Origin of the sequence: Polaribacter sp. Z022 (genome assembly GCF_023555495.1) — a bacterium.
GTDB lineage: Bacteria > Bacteroidota > Bacteroidia > Flavobacteriales > Flavobacteriaceae > Polaribacter.
In genome coordinates, this window is the sequence record NZ_JALCZO010000007.1 from 51,706 (window position 1) to 70,375 (window position 18,670).

Annotated in this window: 17 protein-coding genes; 9 read left to right on the forward strand and 8 right to left on the reverse strand. The window is 28.5% G+C overall.

Translation table 11 applies throughout. From position 1 onward, the window contains the following. The first annotated feature begins 53 nt into the window (after nucleotides 1-53). From MPF13_RS14025 to MPF13_RS14045, 5 genes are all read left to right on the forward strand, one after another. Nucleotides 54-1,388 (forward strand): DUF58 domain-containing protein, encoded by a 1,335-nt coding sequence (locus tag MPF13_RS14025; protein ID WP_249983390.1) that lies wholly within the window; start codon nucleotides 54-56, stop codon nucleotides 1,386-1,388. 43 nt (nucleotides 1,389-1,431) lie between these two features. After that, nucleotides 1,432-1,821 carry a DUF805 domain-containing protein gene (locus tag MPF13_RS14030; protein ID WP_249983391.1) on the forward strand — a complete coding sequence of 130 codons (390 nt, stop codon included), beginning with the start codon at nucleotides 1,432-1,434 and terminating at the stop codon, nucleotides 1,819-1,821. A gap of 16 nt (nucleotides 1,822-1,837) precedes the next feature. Beyond that, complete coding sequence (locus MPF13_RS14035) at nucleotides 1,838-2,242, forward strand: DUF805 domain-containing protein (RefSeq protein ID WP_249983392.1); 405 nt, start codon at nucleotides 1,838-1,840, stop codon at nucleotides 2,240-2,242. 14 nt (nucleotides 2,243-2,256) lie between these two features. Continuing rightward, the gene (locus MPF13_RS14040; RefSeq protein ID WP_249983393.1) at nucleotides 2,257-2,667 is read left to right on the forward strand and encodes a DUF805 domain-containing protein; all 411 of its coding nucleotides are present in this window, start codon (nucleotides 2,257-2,259) and stop codon (nucleotides 2,665-2,667) included. Between the two features lie 111 nt (nucleotides 2,668-2,778). Next, nucleotides 2,779-3,990, forward strand: a complete 1,212-nt coding sequence (locus MPF13_RS14045; protein WP_249983394.1) for a multidrug effflux MFS transporter — start codon at nucleotides 2,779-2,781, stop codon at nucleotides 3,988-3,990. A gap of 5 nt (nucleotides 3,991-3,995) precedes the next feature. On the opposite strand, the gene MPF13_RS14050 is transcribed toward MPF13_RS14045, so the two are convergent. After that, nucleotides 3,996-4,514 (reverse strand): hypothetical protein, encoded by a 519-nt coding sequence (locus MPF13_RS14050; RefSeq protein WP_249983395.1) that lies wholly within the window; start codon nucleotides 4,512-4,514, stop codon nucleotides 3,996-3,998. 76 nt (nucleotides 4,515-4,590) lie between these two features. On the opposite strand from MPF13_RS14050, the gene MPF13_RS14055 reads away from it, so the two are divergent. Continuing rightward, the gene (locus MPF13_RS14055; protein ID WP_249983396.1) at nucleotides 4,591-5,295 is read left to right on the forward strand and encodes a pseudouridine synthase; all 705 of its coding nucleotides are present in this window, start codon (nucleotides 4,591-4,593) and stop codon (nucleotides 5,293-5,295) included. A gap of 190 nt (nucleotides 5,296-5,485) precedes the next feature. Here MPF13_RS14055 and MPF13_RS14060 read toward each other — a convergent pair whose 3' ends face one another. The 4 genes from MPF13_RS14060 to MPF13_RS14075 form a co-directional block, all read right to left on the reverse strand. Next, nucleotides 5,486-6,490 carry an NADP-dependent oxidoreductase gene (locus tag MPF13_RS14060; protein WP_249983397.1) on the reverse strand — a complete coding sequence of 335 codons (1,005 nt, stop codon included), beginning with the start codon at nucleotides 6,488-6,490 and terminating at the stop codon, nucleotides 5,486-5,488. A 32-nt stretch (nucleotides 6,491-6,522) separates the two neighbouring features. Then, nucleotides 6,523-8,511 carry an alpha-ketoacid dehydrogenase subunit alpha/beta gene (locus MPF13_RS14065; RefSeq protein WP_249983398.1) on the reverse strand — a complete coding sequence of 663 codons (1,989 nt, stop codon included), beginning with the start codon at nucleotides 8,509-8,511 and terminating at the stop codon, nucleotides 6,523-6,525. A 115-nt stretch (nucleotides 8,512-8,626) separates the two neighbouring features. Next, the gene (locus MPF13_RS14070; protein ID WP_036820671.1) at nucleotides 8,627-9,106 is read right to left on the reverse strand and encodes an Lrp/AsnC family transcriptional regulator; all 480 of its coding nucleotides are present in this window, start codon (nucleotides 9,104-9,106) and stop codon (nucleotides 8,627-8,629) included. Between the two features lie 76 nt (nucleotides 9,107-9,182). Then, nucleotides 9,183-10,241, reverse strand: a complete 1,059-nt coding sequence (locus MPF13_RS14075) for a M14 family zinc carboxypeptidase (protein WP_249983399.1) — start codon at nucleotides 10,239-10,241, stop codon at nucleotides 9,183-9,185. Between the two features lie 491 nt (nucleotides 10,242-10,732). On the opposite strand from MPF13_RS14075, the gene MPF13_RS14080 reads away from it, so the two are divergent. Together MPF13_RS14080 and MPF13_RS14085 are read left to right on the forward strand one after the other, a co-directional pair. Further along, the gene (locus tag MPF13_RS14080; RefSeq protein WP_249983400.1) at nucleotides 10,733-11,083 is read left to right on the forward strand and encodes a helix-turn-helix domain-containing protein; all 351 of its coding nucleotides are present in this window, start codon (nucleotides 10,733-10,735) and stop codon (nucleotides 11,081-11,083) included. A gap of 67 nt (nucleotides 11,084-11,150) precedes the next feature. Further along, complete coding sequence (locus tag MPF13_RS14085) at nucleotides 11,151-11,666, forward strand: PepSY-associated transmembrane domain-containing protein (protein WP_249983401.1); 516 nt, start codon at nucleotides 11,151-11,153, stop codon at nucleotides 11,664-11,666. Between the two features lie 190 nt (nucleotides 11,667-11,856). Here the strand turns inward: MPF13_RS14085 and MPF13_RS14090 are convergent, their stop codons facing one another. From MPF13_RS14090 to ytxJ, 3 genes are all read right to left on the reverse strand, one after another. Then, nucleotides 11,857-13,716, reverse strand: coding sequence for a B12-binding domain-containing radical SAM protein (locus MPF13_RS14090; protein WP_249983402.1), 1,860 nt, complete (start codon nucleotides 13,714-13,716; stop codon nucleotides 11,857-11,859). Between the two features lie 109 nt (nucleotides 13,717-13,825). After that, a complete protein-coding gene (locus tag MPF13_RS14095) occupies nucleotides 13,826-15,376 on the reverse strand; it encodes a DEAD/DEAH box helicase (RefSeq protein WP_249983403.1) in 1,551 nt (516 codons plus the stop codon). Nucleotides 15,377-15,435: 59 nt separating this feature from the next. Continuing rightward, nucleotides 15,436-15,837, reverse strand: a complete 402-nt coding sequence (gene ytxJ / locus MPF13_RS14100; protein WP_249983404.1) for a bacillithiol system redox-active protein YtxJ — start codon at nucleotides 15,835-15,837, stop codon at nucleotides 15,436-15,438. A 174-nt stretch (nucleotides 15,838-16,011) separates the two neighbouring features. Here ytxJ and clpB point away from each other — a divergent pair, with 174 nt between their 5' ends. Next, nucleotides 16,012-18,624 (forward strand): ATP-dependent chaperone ClpB, encoded by a 2,613-nt coding sequence (clpB, locus tag MPF13_RS14105; protein ID WP_249983405.1) that lies wholly within the window; start codon nucleotides 16,012-16,014, stop codon nucleotides 18,622-18,624. The last annotated feature ends 46 nt before the right edge of the window (nucleotides 18,625-18,670 follow it).

Below are 18,670 nucleotides of genomic sequence, written 5' to 3' on the forward strand. Positions count from 1 at the left end.
ATCACTCAAATTAACACAATGAAAATCAACAAATAAACAGTTAAACAACAAAATTGAAACATCTATTCAACACCTTATTTTTAAATAACCGCTTTTTCTATTTTTTAGGTGGAATCGCAATTCTATTTGTGGTTGGTTTTTTTATACCTGTCTTTTTTGATATTTCTAAAGTGTTACTATTTATATTAAGCATCCTTACAATTGTGGATGTTTTTATTTTATACAAAACTAAAAGTGCAATTACTGTAAATAGATATTTGCCAGAAAGATTATCTAATGGTGATGTCAATAAAATATCTATGCAGTTTAAAAATCAATACAAATTTGCTGCACACCTATCAATAATTGAAGAAATTCCTTATCAATTTCAAAAAAGAGACTTTATTTTTAAACAAATTCTTGTAAAATCAGAAGAAAAAACAATTCATTATGATTTAGTTCCTACTGAAAGAGGGGTTTATTTATTTGGACATGTTAATGTTTATGTCTCTTCTCCACTGCAATTAGCTACTAAAAAATACATTTTAGGGAAAAAGAAAGAAATAAAATGCTATCCTTCTTTTTTAAAACTTAGAGAGTTCGATTTTAGAGCATTTAATAATGATGCTATTTCTTATGGAACCAAAAAAGTTAGAAAAATTGGGCATTCTTTAGAGTTTGAACAAATTAAAGAATATGTTTCTGGTGATGATATAAGGTCTTTAAATTGGAAAGCTACAGCAAAGAGAAATCAGTTAATGATCAATCAATATGTTGAAGAAAAATCGCAACCAGTATATTCTATTATAGATAAAGGACGTGCAATGCAAATGCATTTTAACAATTTAAGCTTGTTAGATTTTGCTATAAATGCCACGTTAGCCATAAGTAATGTAGTTTTAAGAAAACAAGACAAAGCTGGTATGCTTTCCTTTTCTACCAAGCTAGAAGATTGGGTGGTTGCAGAAAAAAGAAATTCACAAATGAGTTTAATTTCTGAAGCATTACATAATATAAAAACAGACTTTTCAGAATCTGATTTTAGTACACTTTATGCAGTGGTAAAAAGAAAAATAACGCATAGAAGTTTGTTAATTTTATATACAAATTTTGAAACCATGGATGGTTTAAATAGACAACTACCTTATTTAAGAGCGTTGGCTAAGAACCATTTGGTATTAATTGTTTTCTTTGAAAATACTGAGTTAGAGGCTTTAACAAATAGTAAAAAAGAAGATGTATTAGGGGTTTATGATAGCATTATTGCTGAAAAATTTATGTACGAAAAGAAAAGCATTGTAAAAGAGTTAAAAAAATACGGAATTCAATCTGTATTAACCAAACCAGAAAACTTAACTGGAGATACCATTAATAAATATTTAGAGCTAAAATCTAGAGGTCTTTTTTAAGTAAATAGGTATCTTTGATAAATTAAAATAAAAAACAAAAAAAATGAATTGGTATTTAAAAGTATTAAAACAGTATGCAGATTTTTCTGGAAGAGCAAGACGTAAAGAATATTGGATGTTTACGTTAATTAATGTATTAATTTCTTGGGCATTTAAATTGTTAGATTTTGCTGCAGGAACTACTATTTTCGAAAGTATTGCTGCAATTTATTCTTTAGCAATAATTGTTCCTAGTATAGCTGTAGCTGTTAGAAGACTTCATGATATAGGTAAAAGTGGATGGTATTTTTTACTTGTGTTTTTACCAATAATAGGATGGATTTGGCTGATTGTTTTATATGCCACAGAAGGAGAATCAAAACCAAATAAATGGGGAGACAATCCTAAAGGAATTGGAAATGACACTGCTATAAATCAAATTGGTCGAGAATAATTAATTTTTTTTTAAAATGAATTGGTATTTAAAAGTATTAAAACAATACGTAGATTTTTCAGGAAGAGCAAGACGTAAAGAGTTTTGGATGTTTGTTTTAATTAATGGTTTAATTACTGTTGGGTTACGATTTTTAGATAGAAGTTTGGGCACAACATTTGGTGATTTTAATGAAGATGGAATTTTAGAAACAATATACAGTATTGCTGTTTTAATACCAACATTGTCAGTTTCAGTTAGAAGACTTCATGATATAGGTAAAAGTGGTTGGTATCTTTTATTAATGTTTTTACCAATAATTGGATGGATTTGGTTGATTGTTTTATATGCTTCTGAAGGAGAGTATAAGATAAATAAATGGGGAGAAAACCCTAAAGGATTTGGAAATGATACTGCAATACATCAAATAGGAAAAGAATAATTAATTTTTTTAAAATGAATTGGTATTTAAAAGTCTTAAAACAATATGCAGATTTTTCTGGTAGAGCTAGACGTAAAGAATTTTGGTTTTTTAACCTTATTCATTACAGCATATTTGCCTTTTTAATTTTTCTGATATTTTTTGTGTCCGACAATTTTGAAAAAGACCCTGATACAATTTTATTTGTAATTACAGCTTTGTATTTTATAGCTACTTTAATACCCTTACTTGCAGTAACAGTAAGACGTTTGCATGATATGGGGCAAAGTGGTTGGTGGTATTTAATTAATTTTGTGCCTTATATTGGTAGTTTTGTTCTTTTAATTTTTACTTGTATGGATAGTGTTAGTAAGCCTAATAAATGGGGAGATAATCCTAAAGGAAAAAATAATTTTAATGCTATAGATCAAATAGGAAAAGAATAAAAAAATTAATAAAATAATAAAGATATTAGGTTGCTTTTATAGCAACCTTTTTTTGTTTATTATTTCTTTAGATTAATGATTTTAGCAATGAAATAAAAGTACATTTGCATCGTGAATATTAGACAAAAATCAGAAACAGAATTTATAATTGTAATGGCATCTTTAATGTCGTTAGTTGCATTAGCAATAGACGCTTTATTACCTGCAATTTCAGATATAAGTATTTCATTAAATATATCAGATCCTAAAAACAGTCAATTGTTTATAACAATGATTTTTTTAGGATTGGGTTTTGGGCAGTTACTCTCAGGTCCATTATCTGATAGTTTTGGTAGAAAACCTATAATTTATATAGGTTTTACTGTGTTTGTTTTGGCTAGTATTATTTGTGTTTTTTCCACAAATTTAGAAATGATGATTGTTGGTAGAGTTCTACAAGGAATAGGACTTTCTGCCCCAAGAACTATAAGTATTGCCATGGTTAGAGATCGTTTTAGTGGCAATTATATGGCAAGAGTAATGTCTTTTATTGTTGTTATTTTTTTATTAGTACCAATTATAGCTCCTGCCATTGGTAAAATAATGTTAGATACTTTGGGGTGGAAATCTATATTTTACAGTCAATTGTTATTTGGTCTTTTTACAATGATTTGGGTTTGGAAAAGACAACCAGAAACTTTAAAAAAAGAAAAAAGAATTAAGTTTAAAGGCTCTCTTTTTATTGATGGTACAAAAGAATTTTTAAAGCATAAATACGCAATAGTTTTTACACTTTTTTCTGGGTTTATTACAGGATCTTTTATGGTGTATTTAAGTGCGAGTCAGCAAATTTTTGAAGAACAATACAACTTAAAAGAAAAGTTTCCATACATATTTGCTGCATTAGCTATTAGTATTGGTTTGGCAACATATTTAAATGGAAAAATTGTAGTAAAACTTGGTATGTATAAGCTGGTAACTATTTTTACATTGGCTTTTACAATTATATCTTTAGTGTATATTCTACTTTTTTATAGAGAAAGTAACCCAAACATATTCATTTTACTTGCTTTTTTTGGTTTACAATTCTTTGCAATCGGTTTTCTTTTTGGAAACACAAGAGCTTTAGCTATGGAACCTATAGGTCATATAGCAGGAATTGGTGCTGCAATAAATGGTTTTGTTTCTACAATTATGGCAGTACCAATTGCTACTTTTATTGGAAGTTTTTTAAACACCTCTGTTTTACCTATGTTTATTGGTTTTTTTGTATGTGGTGTTATCTCTTTACTTTTATTACTGTATTTAAAAATATCAAAAAAAGAGAAAAAAAACGTATTTTAAATTGATTATTTCTTATAATTACTCCAAGTTCCTTTATATAACATTTTGCTATTTAATTTGAGATCTACGCTATTGTTAGGGTAATAATTAATCAGTAAGTCATAATCTGTTTTTGCCCCTTTTAAGGTATATTTATTTGAAAATGAATTATCCTTAGAGTTAAAGTTTTCTTTTTCCAATATAAAATTTCCTTTAAACAAAAATCTTTCAGATTCATTTTTATATAATCTTAAATAAATACTATCTTTTTTAATTAAAATAAAATTATCGTCTTTTCTAAGATTGATTATATTATTCTGAAAACTTCTAAGATTATAAGAATTATCAATAGGCCCTGTTTGATTAACAATGCTCTCATCAACCTGAGAGTTCCTTTTAATTTTTAACCCTGTTTTTATAGCTTTATCAAAATATGAAATAATATTTTTTTGATCAAACTCTTTACTTATAGATTGTTTGCTAGTAGATTTAGAACTTGAACAACTCATAAAAACTACAATAATACTTAATACTACTATTCTCATAACATTTTTTTTAATTTTATATAACAAAGATTATACCAAAAATTAAATAGTATTTTTGATTTTTTAAAAAATAGAAATGAGTTTACAAATAATTTTTGAAGATGAATATTTACTATGCGTAAGTAAACCTAATAATATGTTAGTGCATCATGCATATCATTCTAGAAACGTTGCTGATGAAACCTCACTTTTGCAATTAATTTTAGATGAAACTAGTTTAAAGGTATATCCAATTCATAGATTGGATAGAAAAACATCTGGAATAATATTATTCGCAAAAGAAACTAAATATGTTTCTAAATTTCAAGATTTGTTTACTAACAATGAAATTATAAAAACATATTATGGAGTTGTTAGAGGGTTTTCTCCAGAAACTAAAATTATAGATTCTCCTGTAAAAGGACGTGATGCAAACGTACATAAAGAAGCGTTAACACATTTAAAAACTTTAGAGCAAGTTACACTAGATATTCCTGTTAAACCCTATGATTCTTCACGTTATAGTTTGGTAGCTTTTACTCCTAAAACTGGTAGAATGCATCAATTACGTGTGCATTCTAATAAAATAAGTCATCCATTAATTGGAGATCCAAAATATGGAGATAAAAACCATAATATTATGTTTGAAGAAAATTTTGATTGTAAAAACATGTTTTTACATGCAGGTAAATTAGAATTCACACACCCATTTACTAAAGAAAAACTAGTTTTAAAAGCACCTTTTCCTAAAGATTGGTTGTTATTGTTTAATGAGTTTTCTTGGAAAAACCCATTAGAATAAAATAAAATTCTTTTAATAAAAATAGTGTGCAAACAAGTTTAGCCCTGATAGAACGATCTGTTTGAGCTCTTTTTAAATTTAAGTTTCAGTAGCTTTTAATGACAACTAAATTGTTTATAAATAACAGTTGCTCAAATAAACTCAGCATAAAAAAGCGAGTAGTGATAGCAGGTAAAAGCTTCTAAAAACTTTACTCTAAAACCTTTAAAACCAATTTTCCTGTTTTTTCTCCCGAAAATAATCTGTTATAAGTTTCTTGAAAATTTTCAATTCCCTCATAAACATCTTCTTTAGATTTTAGTTTTCCTTCTTGCAACCAAATAGCCATTTGTTTTGCTGCTTTTCCAAAATCTTTGGTATAATCCATTACAACCATACCTTTCATTGTAGAGCGAGTTACTAAAAGTGATAGATAATTACTTGGTCCGTTAACTTTTTTCTTGTTATTATATTGAGAAATTGCACCACAAATAACAACAGTAGCATGCATTCTTAACTTACTTAGAGCAGCATCTAAAATAACGCCCCCTACATTATCAAAATAGACATCAATTCCTTTTGGGCATTTCTTTTTTAAAGCAGTGTAAATGTTTTCTGATTTGTAATCTATAGCTGCATCAAAACCTAGTTCATTAACAATATAATCGCATTTTTCTTTACCACCTGCAATTCCTACAACTTTGCAACCTTTAATTTTTGCAATTTGGCCTACAATACTTCCTACAGCTCCTGCAGCCCCAGAAACCAAAACAATGTCTCCTTCCTTAATTTTAGCTACTTCTAAAATTCCAAAATAAGCAGTCATTCCAGTCATACCTAAAGTTCCTAAATAGGTTGGCATAGGTGCAATACTTTCATCTACCTTATAACATCCTTCTCCATTAGAAACAATATATTGTTGTACTCCTCCCCAACCAGAAACACAATCGCCAATTTGAAAATTAGGGTTGTTGTTATTTTTAACAACTTTTCCTATGGCTCCTGCCCTCATAACACTATCTAAGGCAACTGGTGGTATGTATGATTTGGTGTCATTCATCCAACCACGCATTGCAGGATCTAAAGAAATGTAATGTTGCTCTATTAAAATTTCTCCTTCTTCTAATTCTGGAATTGGGTTGTTTTCTAATTGCCAAGTATCTTTATCTGGCTTACCAATAGGACGTTTTTTAAAAATGATTTGCTTATTAGTCATAGTGTTTTTTTTATGCATTAAAAATAGGAATTTTAATATTCTAACAAAGTTAAAATGCTTTTTTCTAATTTATTTTTTCCCAAATATTGATTTTCTAATCCTTTATCAAAAGGAATTGGAGTTTCTGCACTTGCTACTCTTTTTACAGGAGCATCTAAAAACTCAAAGCAATTTTCATTTATCAAGGCAGAAATATCACTTGCAATTCCTCCAAATAACGAATCTTCTTGAACAATAATTGCCTTTCCTGTTTTTTTAACAGAATTATAAATAGTTTTAGTATCTAAAGGTTGTAATGTTCTTAAATCTATTAAATCTGCAGAGATATTATTAAGTTTTTCTAAAACCTCTAAAGACCAATGAACTGTTGCACCATAAGCAATAATGGTTATGTTGTTTCCCTCTTTTAAAAGTGAAGCTTTGCCAATTTCTGTTGTAAAATAGTTTTCTGAAACATCTTGATAAACTGATCTATACAATGCTTTATGTTCGAAAAATAATACAGGATTTGGATCGTTTATAGCTTCAATTAGCAAACCTTTTGCATCTTGAGGAAATGCAGGGTAAACAACCTTAAGACCAGGTGTTTTGGTAAACCAAGCTTCATTGGTTTGACTATGAAAAGGACCAGCTCCTACTCCTGCTCCACATGGCATTCTAACAACAACATTAGCATTTTGACCCCATCTATAGTGAGATTTAGCTAATAAATTTACAATAGGATTAAATCCTGTTGAAGCAAAATCTGAAAATTGCATTTCCATCACAGATTTTATTCCATTTATAGACAAACCATATGCAGTAGATACAATTGCGGACTCGCAAATTGGCGTGTTTCTTACACGTTCTTTACCAAATTGTTCAAGAAAACCATTTGTAATTTTAAAAACACCACCATATTCTGCTACATCTTGTCCCATAATAACTAAATCATTATATTTTTCCATAGATTGTTTTAAGCCTTCAGAAATAGCATCTACAAAACGAATATTTTTTTTAATAGAAGATGGTTTTATTGATTGAATATTGTGTTTTTTAAAAACATCTTTTAATTCTGTTTTTATATCTGGACTTACATTGTCTTCATTAAATGCGATTTGAAGATGTTTATTAATTTCATGAATAATATCTTCTTTGATAGAAACTTCTATGCTTTCTGTTAAGATTCCTTCGTTCTTTAAATATTCTTGATAATTTTCTAAAGGATCTTTAGCTGCCCAAAAATCTAACAAATCTTGAGGAACATATTTAGTTCCACTAGCTTCTTCATGACCTCTCATTCTAAAAGTTTTAAATTCAAGTAAAATAGGTCTTGGTTTTTGTCTTACGCTTATAGCTAACTCATTAACTTTAGTGTAAACTTCTAAAATATTGTTTCCATTAATAATGTGGTTTTCCATACCATAACCAACTCCTTTGTCTGTAATATCTTTACAGTTAAATTGCTCATTACTAGGTGTAGATAAACCATATCCATTATTTTCTATGCAAAACAAAACAGGTAATTTCCAAACTGAAGCTACGTTTAAAGCTTCATGAAAATCTCCTTCGCTTGTACCTCCTTCTCCAGAAAACACAGCACAAACTTTTTTATTTTTCTTTAAAAGATTAGCTAACGCAATTCCGTCTGCAACACCTAATTGCGGTCCTAAATGCGATATCATTCCTATAATATTGAATTCTTGTGTTCCAAAATGAAAACTTCTGTCTCTTCCTTTTGTAAAACCATTCATTTTACCTTGCCACTGAGAAAACAATCTATATAAAGGAATGTTTCTTGTGGTAAAAACACCTAAGTTTCTATGCATTGGTAAAATATATTCATCTGTATTTAGAGCAGAAGTAACTCCTACAGAAATTGCTTCTTGTCCTATACCAGAAAACCATTTAGATATTTTTCCTTGTCTTAATAGGATTAGCATTTTTTCTTCAATTAAACGTGGTTTTAGCATGTTTTTATACAAGCTTAATAATGTTGTTTCTTGAAGATTATTTTTGATAAAATCAATTTTTGAAGACATAAATAATAAATTTCATAATTATTATATAATTGTTCTTATAATAAATACGAAATCTACAAAAAAAAATCCTTATCATTTTACTGATAAGGATTTTAAATTATTTTAGGAGATGTCTTTACAATTCTTGAAAAATTGCGTGCATCATTCTCTTTTTGTCATTAATGCTTTCTTCTAAAGCAATCATTGTTTCTGTTCTGTTAACTCCAGGAATATCATCTATTCTATAAATAATGTCTTTAGCATCATTAGTTCCTTTTGCTCTTACTTTACAGAAAATATTGTATTTACCTGCAGTTACATATGCAACAGTTACATTAGGTATGCTTCTTAAATCAGCAATTACATTTTGAGTCATAGATGTTTTTTCTAAGTAAACTCCTACATGCGCTATAAAAGAATAGCCCATTTTTTCATAATTTAATGTAAGTGTAGATCCTTGAATAATACCTTCATCTTCCATTTTTTTAACACGTACATGAATTGTACCAGCAGAAACTAATAATTGCTTTGCAATGTCTGTAAATGGAGTTCTTGCATTCTCGATTAAAATATCTAATATTTGGTGATCGATTTCGTCTAAGATAAATTTTTTCATTTTTTACGTATTATTCAAATTACTGTGCAAATTTATGAATTTAATTTAATTAAACATGTATAAAACTAACAAATACTTAAACAATTTTACCTTCGAAAACGATTTCGGAGTGCCCAATTTTCGAATTTAAACGATTTTCGTCTACTTTGTTTAATTTTGAAACAAACTTTTTATCAATAATTTTATCTTCATATTGGTATGCAATGTCATTTTTTGAATCTGAATATCTATGAATTACATCGTAAAATATTTTGTCATTATTTGGAATATCAAAATACGATTCATAATTAATAAAAGTATCAGAATTTGAAATATGATGAATTCCTTGAAGTATAGAAAAGAAAGTATATTTTCTACATTCTTCTCTATTATAATCATCTTTATAATGACCAGATTCTATTAATATAGTATTGTAACCTAACTTTTGAAAGTTGTCTCCTGTTGCAGTTGGGTAAAACTCATCTGTATATCTACCAACATGATTTGGAATGCTGTTTTGTAACATTGCATTCATACTCACAATAACATCCATTGTTTCAATTCTTCCTTTTGTAAGGGCTCTTGTAATTTCTTCTGAAGGAGCTAAAAAAGAAATTGTTGCAGGATTCTTTGTTCCTTCTACACCAAAAATCGTTCTTTGGTCATGAAGGTTAAAACAAAATTGAGGGTTAAACTCTTCTAAAATTTTACGAAGTAATTTACTTTCTTTTGCAGCTCTATCTACAGCATCTCTATTTAAATCTACTTGATTTGCATTTACTCTTGTGTAAGCTTGGGCTCCATCTGGATTTAGCATAGGTATAAAAACCAAAGTACATGTTTCTAAAATTTTAGTAAAAACAGTATCAGTTGAATTTAAAATACAATTAAATAAGTCAAACAAGGCTCTTGTACCTGTACTTTCATTACCATGCATTTGAGACCACAATAATATTTTTTTTGAACCATTACCAATTTTTAATTGCATAATTGGTCTGTTTTCTTCTGATGAACCTATTTGAGAAACTTCAAATTTAGATTCATATTTAGAAAATAAACCTTCAATATCTTTAAAAGTTATCCATTTTCCATGCAATGAACTTTCTTTTTCTTTAGAAAATAAAGTTTCTAAAAAGTCTTTTGATAAAGTATTCATAATTATTGAAGTTGTTTAAAAATCAAAAATAAAGCTTTTTTAAAGTACAGTTGCATTAATTTTTAAAGCACATCTATTATTTACAGATTTAAATAAAACGAATTAATTTTTAACAATTTCAATTAATTTCCTTTTCAAAATTATTGTTCCTTTTTTATTTAAAAGCCATTTAATTTAAAGGTTTACAATTGTCATTCATACTAATGTTACAATTGTAAAATCATAAATCGTTACAAATGTAAACTGAGGTTTTTATTACAATTGTTACTTTTGTAAATTGTAACACGATGTCATTTTACAATTCGATATAAGGCAAACACATAGAATAATTGTATTCTATTTTTTATTTACAAAAATCTATTTATGAGGTATTTATGTGTTTTATATAAAGTGATTGTTTAACTATATTTTTTAAATAAAAACTATTTAAACGAATATGCTTTGATGCTTGTTTTATAATATTTACATTTGTGTAAAGTAATATTATTACAATGGTAAACATAGCTGAATTTACATCTCGTCTAAAAAAAGTAATGGATTTTCATCAATTATCTGCCTCTATGTTTGCAGATAAAGTGGGTGTTCAACGCTCTAGTATTTCACATATTCTTTCTGGAAGAAATAAACCTAGTTTAGATTTTATATTAAAAGTTACCTCAGAATTTACGGATGTTGATATGTATTGGTTGCTAAATGGAAAAGGTAGTTTTCCTAAAGGTGAAAAAAAAGTGACTACCTCTACTCCAACTTTTTTTGACTCTGGTTCTGAAACCTCAGGAAAAAGTATTCAAAGAATTGTTGTTTTTTATAATGATGGAACTTTTGATGAATACAAAAAATAATTTTTCACTTTAAACTTTCTGCAAAAATTGAAGTCTATATTCATAGACATTTAAATTTACTAACTACATGCCAAAAAGAAAAACTCCATTTTCGTTTCAAATTAGAATTATACACAGATATTTAGGTTTCTTTTTAGCAGGAATTATGTTTGTTTACGCTTTAAGTGGAATTCTTATGGTGTTTAGAAATACTGATTTTTTAAAATCGGAAGTACTTACAGAAAGACAATTGAAACCTAATTTAAAAGCAAAAGAATTAACTTCTGTTTTTAAAAAAGGAGCCAAAGTCTTAAAGACTGAAGGTGATGTTCTATATTTAAAAAACGGAAACTATAATCAGAAAACAGGGGTTGCAACTATAAAAAAAATGAAACTTCCTTTTGTTCTTGATAAAATGGAAAAACTACATAAAGCAAATACAAATAGTCCTCTTTATTTTTTAAATATCTTTTTTGGGGTTGCATTGCTCTTTTTTGTTTTTTCTGCCTTTTGGATGTACACTCCAAAAATGCCTGTATTTAAAAAAGGGATGTACTTTGCTGTTGGTGGAATTGTATTAACTTTAATTTTATTGTTTCTATAAGTAGATTAAACTTGGAAAATCTATTCTTATTCTGAAAATAGTTAGCAAACAAGTTTAGCCCAGATTGAACGGCATGTTTGAGCTCTTTTTTAGTGTCAGTTCGAGTGAATTTGTGAAGCATGAACAAATTTGTATCGAGAACAAACTAAAAAAAGCGAGTAGTGAAAGCTGGAAATAGCTTCTAAAAAAATTATTCTTTTAAATAATCTGCTATCAAATTACTTTTTAGAGTGATTTTAGGAACTTTAAAACCGAAATAGTTTTCTAAAGGAACCTCAAAACCTTTATGATTTAAGTAATTATTTAAAGCCAAATATAAACCTTTACTGTACAAATGATGTTCGGCTCCTGTTGGATCTTCATGAAATAAATCGTTTTCTGCAAATCCTTTAAATTCTGGACCAATAATTTTAATATTAAATTCATCTGGATTTTTACCAACTGGACTATGACTTGTGCATGCAAATTGATGCCAAAATGCAGACTGGATACAATTGTTTAAAAATAACTGACGTACAACTTCTAAAGAATCTATAGTTTCTTGTGCTGTTTCTGTAGGAAAACCAAACATTAAGTAGGCGTGTACCATTATATTTTGATCTGAAAAAGCTTTGGTAACTCTTGCAACCTGACCAATGTCTACACCTTTTTTCATTTTTGCTAACAACCTATCTGAAGCAACTTCTAATCCGCCAGTTACAGCAATACAACCAGATTTAGATAACAAGGCACACAATTCTGCATTGAAAGTTTTTTCGAATCTAATGTTTGTCCACCAAGTTATAAATACTTTTCTTTCTAATAATTTATTAGCTAAAGCTCTTAACATTTTAGGTGGTGCAGCTTCATCTACAAAATGAAATCCTGTTATACCAGTTTCTGATATTATTTTTTCAATTTTATCTACCAAATCATCTGCAGTTGTATTTTGGTAATTACTAATGTAATCTAAAGTAACATCGCAAAAAGAGCATTGTTTCCAATAACAACCATGAGAAATTGTGAGTTTGTTCCATTTTCCATCAGACCACATTCTGTGCATAGGATTCATTACATCTAAAAAAGAAAGATACTTTTCTGTTGGCAAACCTATATAGCTTGGTGCAGGTAAATTTTTATGATGAAAAATAGTATTGGGAGTTTTATCTAAATAAACAACTTTATTGTTTTTACAGATGTATGTTCTTTCTAAAGAGTCCTCTCCTATTTTATCATCTAAATATTCAGTAATTCTTAACAAAGGACCTTCACCATCATCTAAAGTTATAAAATCTACAAAATCAAAAATTCTAGGATCAGACAATCGTCTTAATTCTGTATTGCAATAACCACCTCCAAAACCTATTTTAATTGTTGGATATTCTTGTTTTATAAATTGCGCACAACGTAATGCAGAAAAAAGGTTTCCAGGAAAAGGAATGGTAAAACAAATTAAATCATAAGTTTCTTGTTGTAGTTGTTCGTTTAACAAATACAACATTTCATCTTCAATTAATGTGGTTTCATATTGCAAACAATCATCTAAAGTATCAAAACTAGAAGCTGCTCTTCCAATTTGTTCTGCATAGCGTGTAAATGAAAAAAACTCATCTACATTGGCATTTATAAAATCTCCTAACTCTTCTACAAACAACGTTGCTATGTGTTTTGCTTTGTCTAAGATTCCTAATTTTCCAAATTCAGCACTTAAATCTTTTTCTAATTTAATACGTCTGTGTCCTTTTGGTAAAAATTCGTTGTGAATAATTTGATATGCAGCTGTTACTTCTTGCACTCGTAAAAAATCCATAACAACATCAACTTTGTCAATGTAATCTTCTTTAAATTTTGCAACTAAAGGGTACTCATTAGCACCCAACATTGCTGCTTGTTTAAAAACAGCATCTATAAACTCTTTGGTGAAAACTGCTGTAAACAACTCTATACTTAAATCTAATTGGGTTGTTTTTACATTTTTAGATTCTAAAAATCCTTTTAAATATGCAGTTGCAGGATAAGCAGTGTTTAATTGCGTAAAAGGAGGTGTTATTAAAAGTGTGTTTACAGACATGAAGCACAAAGATACTATCTGATTTATGAAAAATAATTAAGAATCTTAAAAAAGGTGTTTATCTAACTAAAAAAGCATCCAAAATTGGATGCTTTTTATATATACTTTTTTATTCTTCAATTGGTGGATGACCATGTATTTTTTCAAAGTCTTCATCAAAATTTGCTCTTAAATATGCATTTAATTTCTTTCTGTAATCGTCTTTTAACCAAGTAACAAAGTTATGTGTACTTTTAGAAATACATTTAGCATATCTATTAATTCTATCATCAATTTCTTCACCCAACATTTTTGCTAAAATTAAGGCATCAAAAACATCTTCACTATTTTCAATACACATTTTTGCATGATGAACTATAGATTTTTCTAACACTCTTTTAGAAGACTCACCTGCTCTAATAGTATCTATATATACTTTTTTCATATCGAAATAAGTATCTGTAGATTTTGCAAATTCTTTTTTAACATCTGCAGGTAATTCGTATCTAAAAGTGCTTTCAATTTCTTCATCAGAAAGAATAGCATTTAAATAATAGTCTGGAGCTCTAAACATTTTTTGCCAATCTAAATCAGCTCCCCAAGGTCCAAATCTATGAAAGTTATTACCTAAATCTACAACATTAAATGTGGTTTTGTCTTTGTAAATACGAGAACCACGACCAATCATTTGGTAATACAATGTTAAAGATTTTGTTGCTCTATTTAATATAATTGCCTCAATACTAGGTTCATCAAACCCTGTTGTTAAAATACTTACAGAAGTAATAATTGCTCCTGGAGTTTTATGAAACCATTTTAAAATAAGCTCACGCTCTGCTTTTGTATTGGTATTGTCTAAATGTGCAATTGGATAATTTGCCTTTTTAAAAGCATGGTAAACTTGTATAGAAGTATTAATACCGTTATTAAAAATTAAGGTCTTCTTCCCTTTTGCAGTTTCTTCATAAGCAGAAACCAACTTAGAAAGCATGTCTGAATTTGTATATAAATCTTCAGAAGATTTTACAGTATAATCACCATTAGCACCAACTTCTAAAGATGTTAAACCTACATTATAAGAATACAAGTTTGCGCTTGCTAAATACTCATTATCAATTAAATGTTGAATTGTTTCGCCAACAAATAACTCTTGATAATTTTCATACATTGGTAATTTTATGTTAGAACTCAAAGGAGTTGCAGTAACACCCAATATAAAAGATTGATCGAAAAACTTGAAAATTTTAGTAAAAGAATTATAGTGTGCCTCATCAACAATTACCAAACCAATATCAGAAATATCTAGCTTTTCATCGTTTAAACGATTCTTTAAAGTCTCAACCATTGCAACAAAACAATCAAAATCTTGTTGGTCATCTAACTTTGCTGTAGAATTTATAATTTTGTTAGTAACACCAAACTCTTTAAGCATTTTAGAGGTTTGTTTACTTAATTCAATTCTATGTGTTAATACTAATACCTTCTTCTTAAAAGTTTCTAGATAGCGCCTAACAATTTCAGAAAAAATTACTGTTTTACCACCACCTGTTGGAAGTTGATATAATAAATGATAATCTTTTGGTGCGTCTTCAAATCTTCTAAAAATTTCTTGAAGCGCATCTTTTTGATAACCGTATAATTCCTTTGTTGTAGTTGCTACTGTAGTTTTTATTTCTGCCAAACTTTAAAAATTTTGAAATACAAAAATAAGACTTAAAAAAGGTTTTACACAAATTTAACTTACATAAATGTTGTTAAATTTACTTGAGTAACATCATAATGAGATGCATTAAAGACAGAAACTCCATTTTTTATGATTAATATTTGAGGAGATTGATGCATTACTTGAAAAGTATAACCAACTTCATCTGAGATATCTCTGTAATTTAAAAGATCTAAATAATAAACTTTTAAATGTTGATGATCTTCCGTAAACAAAGCTTCAAAACGTTTAATAACCATACTGCTTATTCCACATCTTGTAGAATGTTTAAAAATAAAAATAGCTTCATTTTTAGAGGTTTCTTTAATAGATTCTAATTGTTCTAAAGACGTTAGAGGAATCCAATTTACAAAAGAAGTTTTTTGTGATTTTGATTTTTCATTGTCTTTATCTCCAAAAATAGTATTAAATAAACCCATAAGTTGTTTTTTGTTCTTTGTCGTTACAAATATAGCAAACTTTCAACAGTCAAAAAGGCAGTAAAACAAAGAGTTTAACAGACATTTTGACTTGTTTCTATTTCATTTTACAGATGGTATTGAAATTGATATATACGATTTAGAAAAAGTAAAAACCCTAAAAAAAAAAGAAAAATGAATTTTAATAATTATACAACAAAATCACAAGAAACCATACAAATGGCGCAACAAATTGCCCAAGGTTTTGGTCATAATCAAATAGAAAACGAGCATATTTTTAAAGCATTAACACAGGTTGATGAAAATGTACTACCTTTTTTATTGAAGAAATTAAATATCAATATTAGTATTGTAGAACAAATTTTAGACAAACAATTAGAAAGTTTGCCTAAAGTTTCTGGTGCAGAATTAATGCTTTCTAGAGAAGCTGGAAAAAGTTTAAACGAAGCTGCTATCATTGCAAAAAGCATGAAAGATGATTATGTTTCTATAGAGCATTTAATTTTAGCAATTTTTAATTCTAAAAGTAATATTGCACAGGTTTTAAAAGATCAAGGTGTTACAGAAAAACACTTAAAAGCTGCAATAGAAGAGTTAAGAAAAGGAGAAAGAGTTACTTCTCAAAGTCAAGAAGAAACCTATAATTCGTTAAATAAATATGCAAATAATTTAAATCAATTAGCAAAAGACGGAAAATTAGACCCTGTAATTGGTAGAGATGAAGAAATTCGTAGGTTATTACAGATTTTATCACGTAGAACAAAGAATAATCCAATTTTAGTAGGAGAACCAGGAACTGGTAAAACCGCTATTGCAGAAGGATTAGCACATAGAATTGTTGATGGTGATGTGCCAGAAAACCTAAAAGATAAATTAATTTTCTCTTTAGATATGGGAGCTTTAATTGCTGGTGCAAAATATAAAGGAGAGTTTGAAGAACGTTTAAAAGCAGTTATAAAAGAAGTAACAACTTCTGATGGTGATATTGTTTTGTTTATTGATGAAATTCACACGTTAGTTGGTGCTGGAGGTGGACAAGGAGCTATGGATGCTGCAAATATTTTAAAGCCAGCTTTGGCTCGTGGAGAATTACGTGCAATAGGTGCTACTACTCTAGATGAATATCAAAAATACTTTGAAAAAGACAAAGCTTTAGAGCGTCGTTTTCAAAAAGTAATTGTTGATGAACCAGATACAGAAAGTGCTATTTCTATTTTAAGAGGTATCAAAGAAAAGTATGAAACACATCATAAAGTTCGTATTAAAGACGAAGCTATTATTGGTGCTGTAGAACTTTCTCAACGCTATATAACCAATCGTTTTTTACCAGACAAAGCCATTGATTTAATGGATGAAGCTGCAGCTAAATTACGAATGGAAATAAACTCTAAACCAGAAGAATTAGATGTTTTAGATAGAAAAGTAATGCAATTAGAAATTGAAATTGAAGCTATAAAACGTGAAAATGATGAAGTAAAATTAAAAGCATTACGTTCTGATTTAGCTAATTTAAAAGAAGAAAGAAACGAAATTAATGCCAAATGGAAATCTGAAAAAGATATTGTAGACAATATTCAAAATGCAAAATTAGATATTGAAAACTTTAAAATTGAAGCTGAAAAAGCAGAAAGAGAAGGAAATTATGGTTTGGTTGCAGAGTTAAGATATGGTAAAATTAAAAAAGCTCAAGAAGATTTAGAAGTTTTACAAAAAACATTACAAGAAAATCAATCTGAAAACTCTTTAATTAAAGAAGAAGTAGTATATGATGATATTGCAGAAGTTGTAGCAAAATGGACAGGTGTTCCTGTTACAAAAATGATTCAGTCTGAACGTGAAAAACTATTGCAATTAGAAACTCAAATTCATAAAAGAGTTGTTGGTCAAGAAGAAGCAATTATTGCAGTTTCTGATGCTGTAAGACGTTCTAGAGCTGGTTTGCAAAATCCGAATAAACCAATTGGTAGTTTCTTATTTTTAGGAACCACAGGTGTTGGTAAAACAGAATTGGCTAAAGCTTTGGCAGAATATTTATTTGATGATGAAAATGCCATGACACGTATTGATATGAGCGAATATCAAGAAAAACATTCTGTTAGTAGATTGGTTGGTGCACCTCCAGGTTATGTAGGTTATGATGAAGGTGGACAATTAACAGAAGCTGTTAGAAGAAGACCCTATTCTGTAGTACTTTTAGATGAAATTGAAAAAGCGCATCCAGATACTTTTAATGTGTTATTGCAAGTATTAGATGAAGGAAGATTGACAGATAATAAAGGACGTGTTGCAGATTTTAAAAACACCATTATCATTATGACTTCTAATATGGGAAGTCATATCATTCAAGAAAAATTTAGTGACCCAAAAGCAGATTTAGACTCAGTAACTGAATTAGCGAAGGTTGAAGTTTTAGGATTGTTAAAACAATCTGTAAGACCAGAATTTTTAAATAGAATAGATGATGTAATTATGTTTACACCTTTAAATGAAGCTAATATTTTTGAAATTGTAAAACTTCAAATAGAACATTTAAAGAAAATGATAGGGAAACAAGAAATTACTTTAGATGCTACTGATGAGGCAATTACGTATCTCGCAAAAAAAGGTTTTCAACCAGAATTTGGAGCAAGACCTGTTAAAAGAGTTATACAGAAGGAAGTGTTAAATCAACTTTCTAAAGAAATATTAGCAGGTAAAATTACAACAGATAGCATAATTTTATTAGATGCTTTTGATGAACAGTTGGTTTTTAGAAATCAATCTGATATGGTAGAAAACAGTATATAATTTAGTTTGGTTAGTTTGGAAAAAGCGGTGTTTGAAAAAGCATCGC